This window comes from Enterococcus saigonensis (assembly GCF_011397115.1).
Lineage (GTDB): Bacteria > Bacillota > Bacilli > Lactobacillales > Enterococcaceae > Enterococcus_C > Enterococcus_C saigonensis.
Map to the genome: position 1 here is coordinate 2,483,824 of NZ_AP022822.1, position 18,732 is coordinate 2,502,555.

Here is an 18,732-nt window from a genome sequence, read left to right on the forward strand (position 1 = left end):
ACTGTGCAAAAACTACTCAGACCTGTTTTCATTTGAAAACCGAATTCCTAGAATTTCTTCAACAGCTTCACGAGGGACTCTATCTAGCTTTCGAGATTGATAGTAGATATGCCCTTTTGTAATCATCAATTCTTTTGCTTTTTTTATGATGTCTGCTGAAAAAGAAGTTCCATATCCTAGCTCAACTAAATCCTTTTTTGTGACCGTTATCATTATTACTCCTTTCCCAATTATAGGCTAGGAAAACTCCAATATTCACCTATAATTATATCAAATAGTTTTATAATAATACACTGACAAGAGAAGAATATCTTAGCAATCGAACAGCTCTAGCAAAGCTCACAGGAATTTCACTTCTGCATGGTTCTCATGTAGCCGTACCCATTGCCTGTGACGCTTCTAACGCTCGGACTATGGCTATACGGGAGTATCATTATCACGATAAGAAAGTCATGGCAGCAATCCTGCTAAAGATTACTTTCGAATTACTAACATGAATCGCTCACTAATTTTGTAGGTCATGGCGTGTTAGTTCATCAGCTCTTTTCTTACCGAAACGTATTCGATTGCCTTTATTTGGTTGTCAAAGAACGTTTGGCTTGTTAGCCTATCAAAACCTACTGAACACACAATATGCTTTGATGGAATAACAAACCTCCCAAATCGGGAAGCGTGGATACGATTCGACACGCTTCCACGAAAAAATGGGACTATTTAATTTCGAACGATAAAATCTTAGAGATGAGTTTCGTTTCCATTCTGCCACGTAGGGTTTCATCAATAACCATATGAGAATTTCCATATTCGTCTGTCATGCGACGTAATGAACGTTTTGAGGTATACCCTCGATAATGTTTAACAATCTGATTAATTGCTTCCACGTCGCCATCTGTCGCCTTTACAATGAGGGGGAAGGGGACCCTTGGATAGGCTGTTTTCATTCTTTACACTCCTTCATGAATTCTTTAATCATGGCTAGTCCACTTATTCGATGACGATAAACAGTCGAACGATTCAAATTTAGTAACTCCGCAATCTCCACATCACTCATATCCATAAAGTAATGAAGTAAAATAATGTTCCGTTTTTTCTCTGAAAGATGACGCAGGGCTTCACTTAATAAATCACTTTCAACATTGATTCTTAATCCAAATAATTTAAATAGTTGGAAATCAGTGACGTACGTATCAACAGTAGAAAAAGAGTTGACAAGGTAGTTATCTATATCAGAAAACGAGACTTCTTTTGCTGATAGTCTGTCTAGATGTTTGAAGTAATCTTTTCGTTCATCTTCAATAACTTGTTTGCAGATATAGTCAAACTGATTTTCTATGGTTTCTTGAAAAGAAGATGGTTTCATGCTTTTCACCCCCTTTCTGTCGTGAAAGGGAGTGGCATGTGCTTCTTTATCTCCCTTCATACTAAGCCCCGACACGAAAGGGGGATTTGTTGCATAAATGAAGAGAAATCCTAAAAGATATTTATTAAGTGACCAAAAAAGCACATAAACAGATTGTTTTCTCTGTTCATATGCTTTGATTTTTCTATCTATGTAATCTGCAAAACCACATTGATGGTCATATCTATCCAGTACAGGTGGATAAGTTTTTTTGATAAGAACTTAATTAAGAGAACTAGATGACAGATTATCTTTCTCATGGCGACTTTTCCCTCCATTAAGTCGCCAATTTTATCTACTTTCTAGGAGTATGACTAAATTTTATAAAGTTGTATAGGTAAATAAAATCAGCGACCTTTCTATTTGAAATTGGATTCATCGCATTAATGAATTCCACAGTGTTCTATAGGAACTCATAAACTATATAACATGTTTTTCTATACCTGTTTATGGTTATATAGGAACAGTAAAATGTATAGAGGTGATTTAGTATGCGTAAAAAAGAAGATAAATACGATTTTAGAGCCGTTAGTTTAGCGATTAAAGAGGCTCGAATGAAACGGGGTCTCACTCGTGAACAAGTGGGAACAATGATTGAAATTGACCCACGTTATTTAACAAATATAGAAAACAAAGGACAACACCCAAGTACACAAGTGCTGTATGATCTTGTATCATTACTCCATGTATCTATTGATGAATTTTTCTTACCTACAGATAATTTGATTAAAAGCACTCGAAGGTTACAGGTAGAAAAATACATGGATAGCTTTACAGACAAAGAACTATCCTTAATGGAAGCACTAGCAAAAGGTATCAATGAAGCAAGAAATATTGAAGGCTAGTCAGTAAAATTCAGATAAACAAAAAGAGCCGATAAGATGAGAGTTTCATTTCTCAAATTATCGGCTCTGCGTCTTGGCGTCTGGCTCTTTGATTGTTATTATATTCATTTTTTGAACATTAATTAAAGTTTCGTTCTTACATTTGGGGCAGTATAAAGGGAAATTTTTAAGTATAGTATCCACTCGTATTCGTAGTCTTGTTTTATTTCCACAAATAGGACACAATATCCACTTGTAGTTTATAATAACAATCTCCTCCTTTCCACTTTAATTCAAATCTATATTAAAGAATATTTCATCTTATTTAATAAGAAACCATATTTATATAACAACATAAAACGCACTAAGTTATTTTATTGAACATATATCTTACTTTATCTATCCGACTATTTAGACGACGGGTCTGGCAAACAGGTTCGCCAGTGGTAACCTGATATCCTTTTAGCTCTGCTAAACAAACACTAAGCCCATTTGTAAAAAAAGTTAAATCATTGCGATAATCTTGAATACATCGAGCAGGAATTTCTCCAATAATAATGACCTCATTATTTTTCAGTTGAGTATTTACGATATTTGCACAATATTTGGGAGCATCGTTATATGCCCGTGAAAGATATTCCTGTGGTGCATAAACTTTAAAACTAAGATATGGCTCTAACAATTCTGTTCCAGCTTTTCTAAAGGCTTGCTCCAGTACAATAGGAGTAAGCATCCGAAAATCTGCTGGAGTACTAACAGGGCTATAGTATAAACCGTACTTAAAACAGATTTTACAATCCGTCACATTCCAACCATATAATCCTTGTTCGCAACCATAGCGTATCCCTTCCATAACTGCATTTTGAAATGATTGATTTAAGTATCCAAGAGAAACCGAGCTCTCATACTGCATTCCACTTCCCAACGGAAGCGGTGATACAGATAAACCAATGGAAGCCCAGAAAGGATTTGGCGGCACTTCGATGTGAATGGTATATTCTGCATTTTTTAACGGTCTCTCCATATAAATGACTGTAGGCTCTTTTAGTTCTATCTCCACATGATACTTTTCTTGCAACAGTGCACTAATCACTTCCATTTGTACTTTCCCTAAGAAAGAAAGTATAATTTCATGTGTCGTAGAATCCACGTAATATCGTAGAAGCGGATCACTATCTGAGATTTCCAAAAGGGCATCAAGCAACATTTCTCTCTGTTCAGGTTTACTCGGTTCAACAGTTGTTTGTAGTAGAGGGTGCGGATTTTCAATCTTTTTTCTCTGTGGCAATAGTTTTGTATCTCCAAGAACACTATTTAACTTCAAAAACTCATTTTGCAAAATAACAATTTCTCCAGAATAAGCTCTATCAATCTTACATAATTCACCATTTATTGAAGTATACATTTCTGTAACTTTTATTTTTTCTTTTTCTGATACTCTAACCGAATCTCGTAAATGTAGTACTCCACTATAAAGGCGTATATATGCAAGACGTTGTCTTTTTTTTGTATATTCAATTTTGAAAACATTTCCGCAAAGTTCAGACGGACCTCGATGTGTTGATGAATAAAATTTATTAGTAATAACTTCTATAAGGTTATCAATCCCTATATTACTTTTTGCACTTCCATGATAAAGAGGGAACAGAGAACAATTCTGAAATCTTATGCTTTCCTCTTGTTCGAGTTCCAATGCTTCTAATGATTTACCGGACATATATTTCTCTAAAAGGTCATCGTTTCCCTCTATTACCGTATCCCATTGTTCAGATTCGGTAAAGTTCGTCACACACATATTAGGATACAGTTCTACCTTCTGTTTGATTACAATTTCGGCAGAAAGTTTCTCTTTAATATCCTGATAAACCGTTGATAAATCAATTCCATTTTGGTCAATCTTATTGATAAAAAAGATTGTGGGAATCCCCATTTTCCTAAGTGCATGAAATAATATACGAGTTTGTGCTTGTACGCCATCTTTTGCAGAAATCAGTAGAATTGCCCCATCTAAAACTGATAATGAACGATATACTTCTGCTAAGAAATCCATATGTCCTGGCGTGTCTATGATGTTCACCTTCGTATTTTCCCACTGAAAAGAGGTTATTCCTGTCTGAATTGTAATTCCTCTCTGACGTTCTAAAAGCGTATTATCCGTCCTCGTTGTACCTTTGTCCACACTTCCTAATTCTGTAATCGCTCCACTGTTATATAATAAGCTTTCTGTTAAGGTAGTTTTTCCTGCATCAACATGAGCTAAAACTCCAATATTAATAATTTTCATGTGATTTTCCTCCATTCAAAAACCCAAAAGGGCATAAAAATCCCAGTGATAAATACTTTTATCACTGGGATTTTTATGCATAACCATAGGTATACAAAGCATACAGATATTCTCTGGATACTTTAGAATCACATGATAAAGGTATTCATAAACTGGGTACAAAAAACTAAGCCCTCCTAAAAAAGGACATCTAATTATTTGTTCCCGCTATCAAATTGACAGTTTATTTAAGAATACCTTGCCGCATATTTATTAACTCCTTTTAAATAGTCACTTAAATAATAGCACGTAAGAGCATATTTGTAAAGGAATCTCCAATTTTTTATCAAAAAGAGTACATGATTACAAAGTATCTGTAATCATGTACCAATATTTGTTATTTTACAATCTTCCAATTATCTTGTTTTTCTAATATCAACTCAAATTGCGAGATTTGGGTTGCCTTTGTTTCTTGATCTAAATATTTCACAGCGACATTCACGATTACTTGGTTATCTTTTCTGGTAAAGATAGGATTCACCAATTCCTCGAAAACATATTCCTTGTTAATCATAGGTAACACATGATTACTTACATAGTAAGTCAATTCTTTTTCTGTGGCGGTAGGATAGAGCTGGAAGAACGTTTCTAAAAAGCTAATGATTTCGTCCATCGTTTCTGTATCTACTGTATGGTCACTTTCTAGCTGTTTGGGTTGGTAGTCCGATTTTTGAGGTTTCTTACTCATTGTCGGATTTTTGATAATAACCATATTATCTGATTCATCTATATGGACAACCACATGAAAGCTAGACGATATAGTTTCCTTGTCTTTGTCTTCGGTAATAACTTGTTCAACAGAAAACAGTACCTCAAAGGTGTTCTCATTCACTTGAGAAACCTGCCACACCTGTATATCGTTCACACTAGAACTAGTAGGAATATCCTTACGAATCATTTCTTCATTTAATACCTGCAATTCTTCCGTCAAATAATGGGTCAATTTCTCATTTCGTTTATCAATGGCTTCTTGGGATTGTTGCCACGAAAAGTAGTCTTTCGCAAAGGATTTCACAAAACTTTCTACTTGGTTGGTATCGACAATCTGCTGTTTAATGATTTCTGTTTCACGGACAATATGAGTGTCAATGGCAGTAAAATTTTTATAGATTCCAAATCCGACACTACCAATCAATAAAACCCATAAAACAAAGGTTAATTTCTTATGCGTGCCAACTTTAATCATCGGAACTTTTCTTTGCTTGCTCGGTTTTTTAGATTTCTTTGGTTTCTCCTTCTTTTCTTTTCGCTCGATTTTTATAATCATTTGATTCATTCCTTTCTTAGTTATGAATAACACGTCTAGCCCCAATCAGATGGTCTTGCCAATAACGACTGCTTAAGTCGCCATAACCGATTGGGTCGCCTGCATGATAAAAGCGATTTCCCTCTAAATATATCGCCACATGAGTCACATATGTGCCTGCATTATAGGTTGAATGAAAGAAGATAAGGTCGCCTGCTTGGGCTTCTTCCATAGAGATTTCTTGCGTAGCGTCATACTGATCTTGGGCGACACGAGGGAGAGAAATGCCAGCTTTGTCATACACCCATTGTATTAAGCCACTACAATCAAAAGAGGTGGTAGGCGACGCCCCTCCAAAGACATAGGGAAACCCTTCGTATTTCAAGGCTTCGTCCATAATGACTTGCACGGTTTCATCATCAAATTCTGTTGGGGAAGTGTCGGTTAGGTATTGTGAAACCAACTGAACATAAAACTGATTTCCATAGTTATATCGCCAACCACCATTCACAGGTATGGCTATGGGATTGGGATAGTCTGCTTTTTGACCACCCGACTTCTCTTTAGAAAACTGTTCGGCTAATTCATAGGTATATTTTTTCCCATGACTCCTCACATAATTTAAAAAGCCACCGCCATAATTATAAGATTGGATAACAGAATCTATATCCACTCCTTGTTGTTCTGCACTGGTTAATAATTCACTGAAATATTTAACCCCTTGTTTGATGGACTCTTCGGTACTCAAACTGTTGGGCGGTAAACCCAAAGATTCGGAACTTTGCATAACATCTTCTGCTGTACCGCCCGATTCCACTTGCATAATGGCTAAGATATAAGAAACATAGTCTTCAATCCCATATTCCTTACCATATTTTTCAATCAACGGACGGTGTGCCAACACTTCTGGTGAAACGGTCACACCGCCTTGTGGAATAGAAGAATCCTTGTTGTTTTCGCCACTGTCCGTATCATCTGCAAAGAAAATGACTAGGAATAATAAGAGAAAAAAGAAGAGAGAGAAGACCACACTACAAATCACTGTTATTTTTAGCTTCATGTTTGTTGTCCTCGCTTATCCGTTCTTTTATTTAGCTTCCTCTGATTGAATTGCTTCGGTGGTGTCTTTTGTTTTTGCTCTTTTTTCAATAGTCGCTGATGATTTTCACGTTTAGTGTTTTGTGACAAAACAGGCGTGACGGTTTGCTGACGCTTGCGAACATGCTGCTGGTTATTCTGAACAGGAGATGATGGGTTTTCTTTTCGTCTTTTTTCTTTTGCTTTATCCAGCTCCAAACGCTTTTGAGCAATGTTCTTTCGTTTTTGCTCCTGCTGGTTCATACGCTGTTGTTTGCGTTGAGCTTTGGTATCTGCCATAGATTGTTTAAAGTCTGTTACATTATGAGTGACATTCTCTTTTCCTTGATGAAGGGCATATTTGACATGGGTTGGTGTCGCCTGTATCTGTTGTTTTGCCTGCTTTCTTTTATTGACTAGACGATTTTTCGTGTCCAATACATGGGCTGTCTTTTCACCTAATCGTTGCCCGATACCGCCTTGTTGCTTTTTCACATTGGAAAGTGCTGTTTCTTTCTTTGGTGTAGTCCGTTCATTTTGACGAGTATGGTTAGCTTTATTGGTTTGATTCTGCTTTGTTGTCATTGTCTTTTGCTTCGTTGACCCTGCTTTTCCACGAAAAATCTTACTCATACTGCGTTGAAATCTTCTGGTTTGTCGATTCATCATTTGACGAGGTCTGCGAAACACTTGTCTGCCCATGTTTTGAGAGTCGTTGCTTTGTAAAGAGAATAGGCTCATTAAATCGCCCAGTTTAAAATAAATCCCTGCAAAGGTCACAATTTGTAAAAACATAATCATGAAAAAGGGAGAACTTGCTGACAGCGAATAAAGCATAGTGGAAATACTAAAGGCAACGGTAATAATCAAGGTAATACCAGCCCTTGTCATAATCACATTAAATAACTTGGTAATGGCATGCCTGCCCATGCCATCAAAACTCGGCAACATACTTAATAGGAAACTGATTGGCAAAAACATAGCGAAAATAATAAATAGCACTTGCGAAAAAATCATGATTCCTGTTAGAAGGAAAACAAAAATCGAGATACCAATATTGAATACAAACAAAAAGAAGACTGTTCCTAATCTGGAAATCGTCTTCGGTAGGGTTAAATAGGTATTGTCATGATCTTCAATTTCTTCAATCACTACATTTTCTCTATCTTCACCATTGTTTGTATCTGGACTGGTAGACAATAAACTTTCCACACGTTCTTCCCCTAACGCTTCTACATCAGTGGAGCCATATTGAAGCAATAGCCATGGTTGCTTTACTTGAACAGAGAATAAGCTGTCACGTATCATGTCCACACTGTCTTTCCCTTGACTATCCGTGTTAGGAAGAACAATTTTTGTCCCAATATTCAGACTGGCGGTACTGACATCTTTGGAAAAATCATTGATTTTCGCAATATAATCGGGTGCATACGCAATAAAGGAAGCCGATAGAATAAACACCACGACAAAGTTTAAAACAGCTCGTATCACTTTCGTCGTTTCTCGCTTAACCAATCCTGTATAGGCAACATAGATTCCAACAATGAGAATAAAAAGAAGGAGGAAACCGACATAAAACCCTGAACTGGAAAAGCCATTCGGTGTAATGCCTGCAATCGTCTGCATGTTTTCGCCAATTGCTTGGGATGTTTGACTAATGAAATCTAAGGCATAGGCTTCTTTCACCAAATAACCTGTGGCGTTCGATAGATAAAGAGAAATTGTCCAAATAAAATTAGTAATGGCATACAATCCATACATCACCGATTGTCCTATGCCATCACTCCAATTCCATGGAAGCCAGCCCCAGCTATTGTCCACATAATAATCAAGCTGATATTGATTCAAACCATACTTGGAGTATTCATTGCTTGTATCAATGGTTTCATCAACTAAGCCTGTCGCTTGTACTGCATTGCCCAGCGTGCCTAATAAAAGTAAAATAACGCCCACACAAAGGAGCGTTATCCAACTATAGTGAAGAAATTTCTTTTGTTTTTGTGTCATTCTTCCACCTCATTTCGCACAGGCGGTCTGGTATCAAAGGCATGAAGCAACTCTTCAAAAATCGGGTGAAACTGCATAACCCCTACACGACCATAGATGTCTGAAACTAAACATTGTCCATTTTCTAATTCACGTAAGCGTTTCTGATTGTTTTCATCTTCCTTGTCCACACCAAAAAATTCTAAGGTCTTTTTGATTTCCACTAGGTCAGTGGAACGAAAGGCAAATTTCAAGCCAATATTATTCTTCATCTTTTCATCTAGTAAATCGTCCGCGTTTTGAGTAACGAAATAGACCCCTGCATTCATGGCACGTCCTGCTCGAACCAATCGCATAGATAGAGCTTTTCCTTGTGCCACTTGTAAAAAACTCCAAGCCTCATCAAGGTCAACAATTTTAAAAATGGAACGGTCAGAGTGGATAAAGTCTAAAGCAAAGGTACTAATGACAATCAGCATTGCCACACTTAATAATTCCATGGTAGTGTATTCTTCAAAAGAGCTATTGGAATCGGGTAAGACCAAATCTGCCACTTGAATAATATTGAGTTGTTTTTCCAAGCTAATGGATTGGGTGACACTGCCATCACTGAATAACAGATGGGCAAAATCATAATCGACAAAGCTTTCGATATGGTCAGCAATACTATTGCTGATGGGCGTATCTTCTTTTCGCAATTCATCAATCACCAATAACAACCCTCGTTGTTTGCTTTGAGTTACACTCCGAATAGCTTTACGCAGGACAGGAAACTTCTCGCTATCTCGGCTGGAAATACCTGTTAAGAACGTGAGAATATCAATGGCAAGGCTTTCTGAATCTTTCGGGAGTTTTAAAATCACATAAGGGTCAAGTAACCCTTTATTGTCGTTCTCACTCGTGAGATTAACAATATTGATTTCATGGGCAATATCAGGTAAGGTTTCTTTCCATTCACCACGTTCAGCTTTTGGGTCAACAATGGTTGCCTGTCCGCCAAAGAGTACTGAATAATAGACCAGCATATTGTTAGAGAATGATTTTCCGCCACCTAATGAACCAATAAAAGCGGACGCTAATGCATTTGTTACAGAGCCTTTAATTCCTTGACTTGCAAGGCTAGGTTGGAGATAAATATTTCTGCCTGTATCGAGATTGTAACCGACGTAAATACCAGAATTTTCACCAATCATTTGTGTAGCACCGAAACCAAGACCAGCCAAAAAATCCGACGTGACATATTGAATATAGTCATTGATATATCGCTTGCTTGAGGGAATAAATTCATTATGCAAGCCTAGCATATCGCCAAAAGGTCGTACTAATTTGATAGACAGATCATCATAAAAATCTTTTACTTCATCACAACGTTGTTTCAGCTCGTCCAAATTCTTTGCCGATACCCGTACCACATAGCTTAGTTTGTACATAGATTCTTTGGTTTGGTCTAAATTACTTTCTAATTCATCGACAGATTCTAAAGCGTCCACCACATTAGTACTGGTTTCGTTGTCGCTTTCCCATGCGTGGCTATCTAAATCTTTCAGTTCTTTCTTTTTATTGCGAACGGTAGATAAGGCTTTTTTATTGGCGACAATTTCAACATTCATACTGGTATCAACGGGGAAAGTAAACTGCTGTTGCTGGTAATAAAAAATTTCACTATTAGGGAAATCCAATTCACCAACAATACTATTAATTGTAAAATACGCCACATAAGTAGTGGTATCTTCCTGTTCAATCCGTAAATAGCGTTGATTTTCTTCGATTAAACAGCGAGTGGGTTTGAGAATATCGTATTTCTTTACCAACACTTTTTTATCTTCGTATCTTTTCGGTAAATGGTAGTCGTAGTCATCAAAAGGGACACCTGTTTGCCCGTAAAGATGTTCAATAATATAACCAAAATCATCTTTCTCCAATTTACGAATCTGAAAGCGTCTGGATAATTTACTTTCTAACAACTGTTCCATCTTAGAAAAGCGTTCGATTTCCGCCATAGGCATAGAAACAAAATCGCCCATTAATTTGTGATTCACACCATGAAAGAATTCCGCAAATGCTTTTTGAATTTCTTTCCCAACATTTTTTACGGATACTTCCTGTTCATTGAGGTAGAGTTTAAAACCAATAAAAAAGCGATAGTCTACTTGATTGTCACCAATCATAGAAATTAACGCTTCGGTCTGTTCATCTATTTTTTCGTAAGCTATCTCTTTTAATCGTCCAGTGATTTCTTTTTTCGATTGTTCCTGTGTGGCTCGAATACTTGATTCGGTTGCTAGTTGCAGAGCATGAATCTTGCCATCACGATTTTGGGCAATCAATTGACAGAAATTATCATGAACTTGAATTTTTTCATCGGAACTTAAAAAACTGTAATTATAGGGAATTAATTCATAATAAGCGAATACTTCGCCATCATGATTAAATACGAGATTATCTTCCATATATTTAATCGGATATGCCATCTAGTTGTTCACTCCTTACAATCGTAATCGATTCATTCATTGTTTCTTTTTTTAATCGTATTTGTTTGCCAGCGTAGGTTACTTTAGGGCGTAGAGCATAGGTAATGATAGACTTTAGAAATCCATAGGGTTTCTTTCCGTCAAAGGTCTTTTGGCACATGAACCCAGTGAGAACAATGGGAATCCCTAAGTATTTGAGTAGTGCTCCGTCAATCAGAGAAAGTGGTGGTAAACTGCCAAAGAGTATGACGACAAACAAAGAAACGATAAACCATGTCATTTGCGTAAAGGTAATTGGGAAAGGGAGTTGTAAATCATTAATCGCATAAATCACTTTTTCTACTGACCAAATACTGGTGTAACTTCTTATTTTTTTCATGTCTTCACGTCCTTTCCGTAAAAATAGAAAAAGAACAATCAAAATAGGTGATTGCTCTTTCAATGCTTTAACTATTCAATTTTATTTTTTGTCCATTTTGCAATAATACCTTCATCAGTTTCTTCATCATCTGGATTCATTGAATATCTGAAACTTAAATTGGTATCTGACCCTAATCGTTCATATAAGCTGGGTCTATACAATCTCGTTTTATTGTCATTAAAAGGACTTCGTTTTCCCAGCTCACCATTTCCCTTTAAAGGATTTCTTCTAACTGAAAAACAATATTTTTTTCTGGGATCTTCTGAATCACTTTGACTTAATGAGAAACACATGGCTTCTTTTTGGTCTTCATTTTTCTTCTCACTAACTTCTGTCGGAATAAATCGAGCAAGAGTTTGGCTAAATTGAAATAAAACATCTCCCAAGTTACTACTGTATTCGATACCAAAATATTCTCTTATTGTTTTCGTGTCTGTATATAATTTTACCGAATTAGCATAGACAGCTAGCATATCTGAAAAATCGTTTTCCTTTAAAAATTCTAGTTTTAACAGAGCATATTCTGGAACTTTTTCCTCTTTTTCAAATAGCTTAACAAGTACAATATAATTTTGCTGTTTGTAACGAAAGTAAAAGGAATCTATCACCCAGCCTTTATCTTTCATGTCTAGTTTTAATAGTTTAAGATTTTCAAATACATTTACCATAATTTATACCTCTCCGTGCTATTTATTAATTTAATTATAACACGGATTGTTAAACTTACTGACAATATTCAAATACCCCATGAGAGGTAACTAGGTAATTACCCTCTATTTCCATATCACGTCCCAAAGATTGGTAGTCAATATAATTTTGTAAATTGGAAGGGACTTCACCAAGCTGTCCTGTTTCTTCCACGTAATAACGGGCGACATCTTCCATCGAATCACAATCACTATAACAATGAATATCCTCTTTGTTTTCCAGTAATTCTTCCAAGCTACTAAACCACATGCCTTGAATTTCTTTGAGTTCATTATAAATAGGTGTACCTTCGATTTCTTGAATGGCTTCACATAGACGGTTGATTTCACTAATCGGCGTGTATTCGTCCACATCAAAAGGAAGCTCAAAATCATGTATTGCATATTCTTCGTAGTCCTCATTTAAACCGATTCTTTCTGCCATTTCTTCCTCATCAATTGGTGGAGTAAACCATGCTCCGACTAATTCACCTTCATTATACCGTCCTAAATTTGCCACATAGACTTTCATTTCCAATTCTTATCACATCCTTTTTATAAAAATAGTCATAAAAAAAGTAGCAATCAGTTAATGACGCTACTTATCAAGGTATCCGCTAATATAATCTGTAACTGTACTTGAAATACCTATTATTAGTTTTGCTTCTCTCTTTCCAATAATATTTGTATTAGGGTGTGCAAGTGAATGCCTATTTCTTGCTTCATTAAGAGAGCTAATCATTCCATTTGATGACCTTATCGTTGTCTTCACTATATCAGCAAGTTCAGTAGGTTGAATTTCTTTTTCAATTAATTGTTGTATCCTACTATATAATTTAGATAGATTTTCGTCTCTAGGAACTGTAATTTCATATTTTTTTAGTATTTCAATTAAATATCCATGAAAAGCAGTGTGAACTCTGTCAAAGGCACGTTGATATTCACCATTACTCATAAAAGACTCAGCGTCTTCAATAGCTTGTGAAACCACATCACTAATTTTCAACTGACTAAAGTTAATTACTTCGTAATTCTCTGGAAGTGGTACTAAAATAGTATCCACTAATACATTATCACCTTGTTTATCATATATGGAGCTTGCTGTCTGGGTAATCAAATCTTTATGACTTTCAAAAAAGTCTAAATCATCAAAAGGAACTCTTATTTTAAGATATGTGCAAAGCGTATTCCAGCCCTTTTTATATCCTTTATAATAAGTAAAATCGTCAGTCTCATCTAAAGTTACCTCTGATATTTTCATTTTAGAAACAATCTCGTTACCTCCTTCATAATAATTTGAAGAGCTCTTTCTTTCTAATGTTTTAATTAAAAGAGATTTAAATTGATCATTTGTAAACATATTCATAAATCCTTTCATAACAAAATATATACTTCCTATTTTATCATGAAAAATATCTGTTAAGCACCAATGATTCGGTTAAATAAGTTTAATAACACATCTTTCACGCCAGCTGCATTGAACACAAGTCCGACGGCGATTAGAGCAATAATCAAGAAGCCAATGAGTTTTGAAAATTCTCGTTTAAAACCTAAAAACAGTCCAATGACAACAATCGCTAACAATACCAATGACTGTGCATTATCCAAGAACCAGTTGTACAAATTCTGCCCAAAATTCATGTGATTGTCCTCCTTTCCTTAAGATATTTTTCTCGATAATAGATATAGCTTTTTACACGCCTTAATAATTGAAAAGGGGTTAAATGCTCTCCATAGACGGTTACTCGATTGGTATAATTATTATAAAATCTCACCTTGTAAAAATCATAGGTATAGATGGTATCACCAGCTTGCCGTTTTCCCTCAATAATGAGAGACGTATATTTCCCTGTATTTTGTATATACGCTTGAAACTCAATGCCACACTGAAACCCTAACTTCTTTAATTCTTTTGTTAAAAGGCTCATGTAATCAAATCCTCCATGGCTAGATGTTGTTGTTCAATTAATTTCTCATGTTTTTCTGTCAGTTTGGCTTCCTGAATCATGGTGGAGATAATGGTTGTACCGTTGAGAACATCTAAAATGCTTGCGATTTTTAATGTAGGGGCGACTTGATGATGTAACCAGTTCAATGTTCGTTCAAAAGAATAAGGCTCTGGCTGTGTGGTTAGGCGTAATGCTCCACGATTTTTACCGATAAACCATTCCCAACGTTCATTAGTTTTCCAATCACTCCGACGTTTAGTGTCGTCTTTATCTGCAAAGCGGATATAGCGATTGATAATTTCAAAGGCTGTTTTTTCCGCCTGTTGATGTGCCAATAAATCTTTCATGGCTTGGGTGGCTCGGTCATTTTTTAACCGAATTTCAAACCGATTCTTTACTTCTGCGTCTTCTAAGGGAACATCATTTTTCACGTATTGCTCATAATCTTTCTCATATATACAGAAATAGACTTCACTTTTTAATGAGCCAATATAAAGTGTGTTTCCCATGTATGGTTTTTCATCACGGTGAACCAATTCACCACTGCGATAATTTTTAAAGCTTCGAAAGACGGAAATGCATTCTTCCTGTTTACATTTCTTTGCCAAATCTGGAATATTCAAAATCCCTGTTTTATCGTTGATAGCTAAATCCAAGCGTTTGAAAATACCTTTATGTTCCATGCAATCTTGAAAGAAATCATACCAGCTCCGATGTTGAGCCAATAGAAAGTTTTCAAATTGCCGACAGCCTTTTCCTTTCAGTTCTAATAAAACACCTTTACTTACATCATGAGAGACTAGGACAACAATATCACCGAAACGATAGTGTTCGGGATAAGAATAATAGCCAAAGTCTTCGTGTAGCATATAATCCATATTCAAACGTAAAACCTCACCGATAATTTGAGCCACATCATTGGTAGGGAATCGAATCCGTACATAGTCGAATAACATCTCCAATGGGTTATCGGGATTGAAGCGTTCCAAAGCGTTCAGTAAATCTTCTTTCACCTGTTGAGTAGGGACTGCCTTGCCTGTTTCAATATCCGATAGGTAAGGTCTGGTAATATGAGAAGCAACCGCCAGTTTATTTTGAGAAACGCCATAAGCCAGTCGCTTTTCTTTCAATTCCTTAATCCAAATTTTTTCGTTTTCCATTCGCAAACCTCCAATCTAAAAAAGATGTAAACTATGACCCTTGAGTTTACACCTTTCATATTTTCCGCAATCCTTTGTACCATCAACATTGGTTGATGAGAATTGCCTGTTTTCAGTTGTATTTGTGCCCCCCTGTTAGATAGAGGGGGCTAAAGGATTGGCGTGGCTAACGCCACACCAATCAAAGCAAGTCTGAACCTGTACCTTTCACTTCGTGCGGTACAGGCTCAGATTGCTTTTTTTGAATGACTTTTCCTATTTCTCCTAAGAAATCGTACCTTTTTGGTACAAGGGGTGTATAAAACTCACTAATCACACTTTTTCCTGTATCCACGTAACCTCTTCCCTTGATGGGTTTTAAGAAAAATTGTTTTTGTGTATCGCTTCCGAACATCATACCAAAGCCCATTTCAGACATACGACCCAAAGCCACACGGAAGTTAAAGTTGTCCCGAATCCCATCACTAAAATATTTTGCGTCTGGACGTTGACAGGCAAGAATTAAAAAGAAGCCTGCTTGTCGTCCTAACATTACAATTTGTTTGAGTTTATGAATAACGGTGGTACTTTCACGACCTAGCATATCCATCATTGCCACATATTCATCAAAAATAAGAAAATTGGCAGACAAACCAAGATAAGCATAATTTTCTCCTGTTTTATAGTTAGGGTGTTGTTTCATGGTTTCACTGCGATCAATCATATCTTCGTAAAATTGATTGATACATGCCAACATATCTTCTTTACGGTAATAGACATTATTCATGACCGCCCCTAAGTCTGCCAAATCAGCATTTTTAGGGTCAAGAATATAAAGCTTTGCATTTGTATGCAGGAGAGATTCAATCAATGTGAGAATAAAATAGGATTTTCCACTACCAGTGCCCCCAGCAATTAACATGTGAGGGAGAGAATCGAACTCCCAATAGACCGATTCCATCAATTTGACACGTCCATCTTGAGCTACCACGTCTTCAATGCCAATTCGATTGCCAATAGTATCATAAAGTAGGACATACTCTACATAAGAATCTTTCAACGTTTTTTCCACTAATTCACAATACAATCCTGTTTCTAGTTTGTTTTCTAGGTGCAAAAGCTGATCTTGATATTTCCCTAAGGTGATTTCTACATGAATATGGATTAGTCCATCTTTCATTCGATAATATATTTTAGGAAAATGGCGGATTCGTTGTTTGGTTTTCTTGCTGGGTAAATCTTTAAAGAATCCCTCTGATTGAGTTTCTTCGGCTTCATACCAATGATTTTCTAAAATCATACGAGCTAACTTTTGACGGTGCTCTAACTGTTTTATAGAATCTATACGATAGTGATAATAAAGCCAGCTGATAAGTCCGCATACAAAAAGAGCAGTGAGAATACTGCTCCAAAAGTATGGCGTATGAAGTTGATAGAAAAATGTATCTAACTGAACTGCTTGCCAGTTCACCGATTGTAACGCTCTCCAATGAAAAGGGAGTAGGACGACTAGAAAAACTACCAGCAATGAAATTAGTACAAAATGATAGACCAAGTGCTTATCGTTGGCTTTGATTCGCTCTCCTCTGTCATGAAGCAATGGCATAAAAATCCTCCTTTCCACCTATCAAAATAATTGTGTATTGTAGATACGAGCCTGTTTATCAAAAGTTGGTTGAGAAATGGCTTCATATTTCTGATAAGCGATTCGCTTTTCAAAGCGTAAATTTTTTTCTTTCGGATAATAATGACGTCGATAGAGAGTGTGTCCTAACAGTTTTTTCGCTTCTTTTGTCAACGGATAGAGATAGCGAAACATGCGTCCATTGATTTTCTCAATCCCTTTGTATTCGCAAAATGCCTGGGAAAGCCAATGCTTTTTCTCTACCTGTTCAAAGCGAGCATTTTCCTCTAATAAAAGGCGAGCACTTCGAGGGTGTATCTTTTCCCATGACTGCTTATCACGATAGACACTTGTCTTGAAATACCCGCAGTAAAAGAAGTTGGACGCTTGATAGACATAGCCACATTTTCCCTCAATTCCATCTGCCAGTGTATATAAAAAATGACAGTCCGTATGTTCTTTCAACCACTTAATTAGAGCTGAAAGAGCTTGACTGCCAAAATAATTGGTTTGATTCATTTCTGGAAGAAAACACATCTTTCCAATTTCTAAATAATCTGTGGTTTGAAGGGAACTGTCGGGAAAGAGTTTGCGTATGGTTTGTAGGGGTTGCGTACCCCAGCCTAATTCCACAACGCCTAATAATTTTTCTTCTGAAAAAATCCCTAGAAAGTATTTACACAATCTAGGGAGTATCTTTGAATAATGGTATTGCCGAATAAAAGAAATGGCTTCATCTTTCGGAATTTCTTTCAAAATCAATGGTGTGTTTGTCATAAGCAACACCTATTTTTCACTTTCGGACGCTTCTTTTTTATATTTCTGATGAGGTTTTGTCTGTCCTTTTAATACAAGATCGTCTGCTTTCACGTACCAATCAACGTCTGCCCCTCGAAAAGTAGCCGTCGCTACGGTATCTGCCACAGGATTGATTAATTCCACTTCTGCGTTGTAGTCAAATTCTTTCAAAGGAACAGAAGCGGGGATACTGACTTGTATCATGCGTCCTTGTCCTTTTGATTTTAAGTCATAGGTACGTTCTTTAATTTCTTCGGAAACCGTACCATCTTCATTCTGGATACGAACCTCACGACGCAAGGCGGAAAATTTCAATGTGCCAAATGTCTGGTCTTTTTCAATCACAATACCTTCTGCTAATCTCATATTTTTTCACCTTTCCTTTCTTATGCTTTCACCATATCGTCTGCGTGCATAATGTAATTGGTAAATCCTCGATTGCCAATTTTATAACCTTCTGCGGTAATATGTGGGTTGATGAGTTTGACTTTTTCGTCGGATTCAAAATGTTTCTCGCCAGCTTCGGAGGGAAGAATGACAACAATATCATCTGCTCGTTGAATCGTTGAGTATAAATTGTAACTACGAGAGAGAATGGTTGGTCTGCCATTTATTCGACGTTGTTCAATGTTCCCTTCACCAGCATATTCTAATTGTCCAAATGTTTTTTCCATATTGGGAATGACATATTTAAGTTCCATATTTTTACCTATCCTTTCTGTTTTTATGTTTGAATGAATCTTATTTGTGTGATGGTTTTAAAGGGGGGAGAGCGACCTTTTGATTCTT

Annotated in this window: 20 protein-coding genes and 1 pseudogene; 1 reads left to right on the forward strand and 20 read right to left on the reverse strand. The window is 36.4% G+C overall.

Annotated features, from left to right (window positions below; all coding sequences use genetic code 11):
* Positions 1-12 precede the first annotated feature (12 nt).
* The 3 genes from EsVE80_RS11985 to EsVE80_RS11995 form a co-directional block, all read right to left on the reverse strand.
* On the reverse strand, positions 13-213 hold the full coding sequence (locus EsVE80_RS11985; protein ID WP_000633907.1) for a DUF3173 family protein: 201 nt from the start codon (positions 211-213) through the stop codon (positions 13-15).
* Between the two features lie 497 nt (positions 214-710).
* Positions 711-941, reverse strand: coding sequence for a helix-turn-helix domain-containing protein (locus tag EsVE80_RS11990; RefSeq protein WP_000845143.1), 231 nt, complete (start codon positions 939-941; stop codon positions 711-713).
* Positions 938-1,360, reverse strand: a complete 423-nt coding sequence (locus EsVE80_RS11995) for an RNA polymerase sigma factor (RefSeq protein WP_000804879.1) — start codon at positions 1,358-1,360, stop codon at positions 938-940. Before EsVE80_RS11995 ends, EsVE80_RS11990 begins: the two co-directional genes overlap by 4 nt.
* Before the next feature lie 530 nt (positions 1,361-1,890).
* Here EsVE80_RS11995 and EsVE80_RS12000 point away from each other — a divergent pair.
* On the forward strand, positions 1,891-2,244 hold the full coding sequence (locus EsVE80_RS12000) for a helix-turn-helix domain-containing protein (RefSeq protein ID WP_173103912.1): 354 nt from the start codon (positions 1,891-1,893) through the stop codon (positions 2,242-2,244).
* Positions 2,245-2,301: 57 nt separating this feature from the next.
* On the opposite strand, the gene EsVE80_RS12005 is transcribed toward EsVE80_RS12000, so the two are convergent.
* The 17 genes and pseudogenes from EsVE80_RS12005 to EsVE80_RS12090 all read right to left on the reverse strand — a co-directional run bounded on the left by EsVE80_RS12005 (position 2,302) and on the right by EsVE80_RS12090 (position 18,644).
* Entirely contained in the window at positions 2,302-2,487 is a 186-nt protein-coding gene (locus tag EsVE80_RS12005) for a cysteine-rich KTR domain-containing protein (RefSeq protein ID WP_413926387.1), read from the reverse strand.
* 100 nt (positions 2,488-2,587) lie between these two features.
* The gene (tet(M), locus tag EsVE80_RS12010) at positions 2,588-4,507 is read right to left on the reverse strand and encodes a tetracycline resistance ribosomal protection protein Tet(M) (protein ID WP_000691737.1); all 1,920 of its coding nucleotides are present in this window, start codon (positions 4,505-4,507) and stop codon (positions 2,588-2,590) included.
* 15 nt (positions 4,508-4,522) lie between these two features.
* A pseudogene (locus tag EsVE80_RS14090) lies at positions 4,523-4,570 on the reverse strand (hypothetical protein); the annotation flags it as partial.
* Positions 4,571-4,883: 313 nt separating this feature from the next.
* Entirely contained in the window at positions 4,884-5,813 is a 930-nt protein-coding gene (locus EsVE80_RS12020) for a conjugal transfer protein (protein WP_173103913.1), read from the reverse strand.
* 16 nt (positions 5,814-5,829) lie between these two features.
* On the reverse strand, positions 5,830-6,852 hold the full coding sequence (locus EsVE80_RS12025) for a bifunctional lytic transglycosylase/C40 family peptidase (protein WP_000768373.1): 1,023 nt from the start codon (positions 6,850-6,852) through the stop codon (positions 5,830-5,832).
* Positions 6,849-8,876, reverse strand: a complete 2,028-nt coding sequence (locus tag EsVE80_RS12030; protein ID WP_173103914.1) for a CD3337/EF1877 family mobilome membrane protein — start codon at positions 8,874-8,876, stop codon at positions 6,849-6,851. The genes EsVE80_RS12025 and EsVE80_RS12030 overlap by 4 nt, the downstream gene beginning before the upstream one ends.
* Positions 8,873-11,326 carry a conjugal transfer ATPase TcpF gene (gene tcpF / locus EsVE80_RS12035; protein ID WP_000331165.1) on the reverse strand — a complete coding sequence of 818 codons (2,454 nt, stop codon included), beginning with the start codon at positions 11,324-11,326 and terminating at the stop codon, positions 8,873-8,875. The genes EsVE80_RS12030 and tcpF overlap by 4 nt, the downstream gene beginning before the upstream one ends.
* A complete protein-coding gene (locus EsVE80_RS12040) occupies positions 11,310-11,705 on the reverse strand; it encodes a conjugal transfer protein (RefSeq protein ID WP_000723887.1) in 396 nt (131 codons plus the stop codon). The genes tcpF and EsVE80_RS12040 overlap by 17 nt, the downstream gene beginning before the upstream one ends.
* A gap of 71 nt (positions 11,706-11,776) precedes the next feature.
* Positions 11,777-12,415, reverse strand: a complete 639-nt coding sequence (locus EsVE80_RS12045) for a DUF6037 family protein (RefSeq protein ID WP_000248477.1) — start codon at positions 12,413-12,415, stop codon at positions 11,777-11,779.
* Positions 12,416-12,470: 55 nt separating this feature from the next.
* Positions 12,471-12,965 (reverse strand): antirestriction protein ArdA, encoded by a 495-nt coding sequence (locus EsVE80_RS12050; protein WP_000870467.1) that lies wholly within the window; start codon positions 12,963-12,965, stop codon positions 12,471-12,473.
* A 66-nt stretch (positions 12,966-13,031) separates the two neighbouring features.
* The gene (locus EsVE80_RS12055; RefSeq protein ID WP_001565981.1) at positions 13,032-13,793 is read right to left on the reverse strand and encodes an abortive infection family protein; all 762 of its coding nucleotides are present in this window, start codon (positions 13,791-13,793) and stop codon (positions 13,032-13,034) included.
* A 59-nt stretch (positions 13,794-13,852) separates the two neighbouring features.
* Positions 13,853-14,074 carry a hypothetical protein gene (locus tag EsVE80_RS12060; RefSeq protein WP_001009054.1) on the reverse strand — a complete coding sequence of 74 codons (222 nt, stop codon included), beginning with the start codon at positions 14,072-14,074 and terminating at the stop codon, positions 13,853-13,855.
* Positions 14,075-14,357: 283 nt separating this feature from the next.
* A complete protein-coding gene (gene mobT / locus EsVE80_RS12070; protein ID WP_000426689.1) occupies positions 14,358-15,542 on the reverse strand; it encodes a MobT family relaxase in 1,185 nt (394 codons plus the stop codon).
* A gap of 181 nt (positions 15,543-15,723) precedes the next feature.
* Entirely contained in the window at positions 15,724-17,127 is a 1,404-nt protein-coding gene (locus EsVE80_RS12075) for an FtsK/SpoIIIE domain-containing protein (protein WP_001130244.1), read from the reverse strand.
* A gap of 21 nt (positions 17,128-17,148) precedes the next feature.
* Positions 17,149-17,922 carry a Mom family adenine methylcarbamoylation protein gene (locus tag EsVE80_RS12080; RefSeq protein WP_000185761.1) on the reverse strand — a complete coding sequence of 258 codons (774 nt, stop codon included), beginning with the start codon at positions 17,920-17,922 and terminating at the stop codon, positions 17,149-17,151.
* Positions 17,923-17,931: 9 nt separating this feature from the next.
* A complete protein-coding gene (locus EsVE80_RS12085; RefSeq protein ID WP_001234191.1) occupies positions 17,932-18,309 on the reverse strand; it encodes a YdcP family protein in 378 nt (125 codons plus the stop codon).
* Positions 18,310-18,329: 20 nt separating this feature from the next.
* Positions 18,330-18,644 carry a YdcP family protein gene (locus EsVE80_RS12090; RefSeq protein WP_000421279.1) on the reverse strand — a complete coding sequence of 105 codons (315 nt, stop codon included), beginning with the start codon at positions 18,642-18,644 and terminating at the stop codon, positions 18,330-18,332.
* Positions 18,645-18,732: the final 88 nt, after the last annotated feature.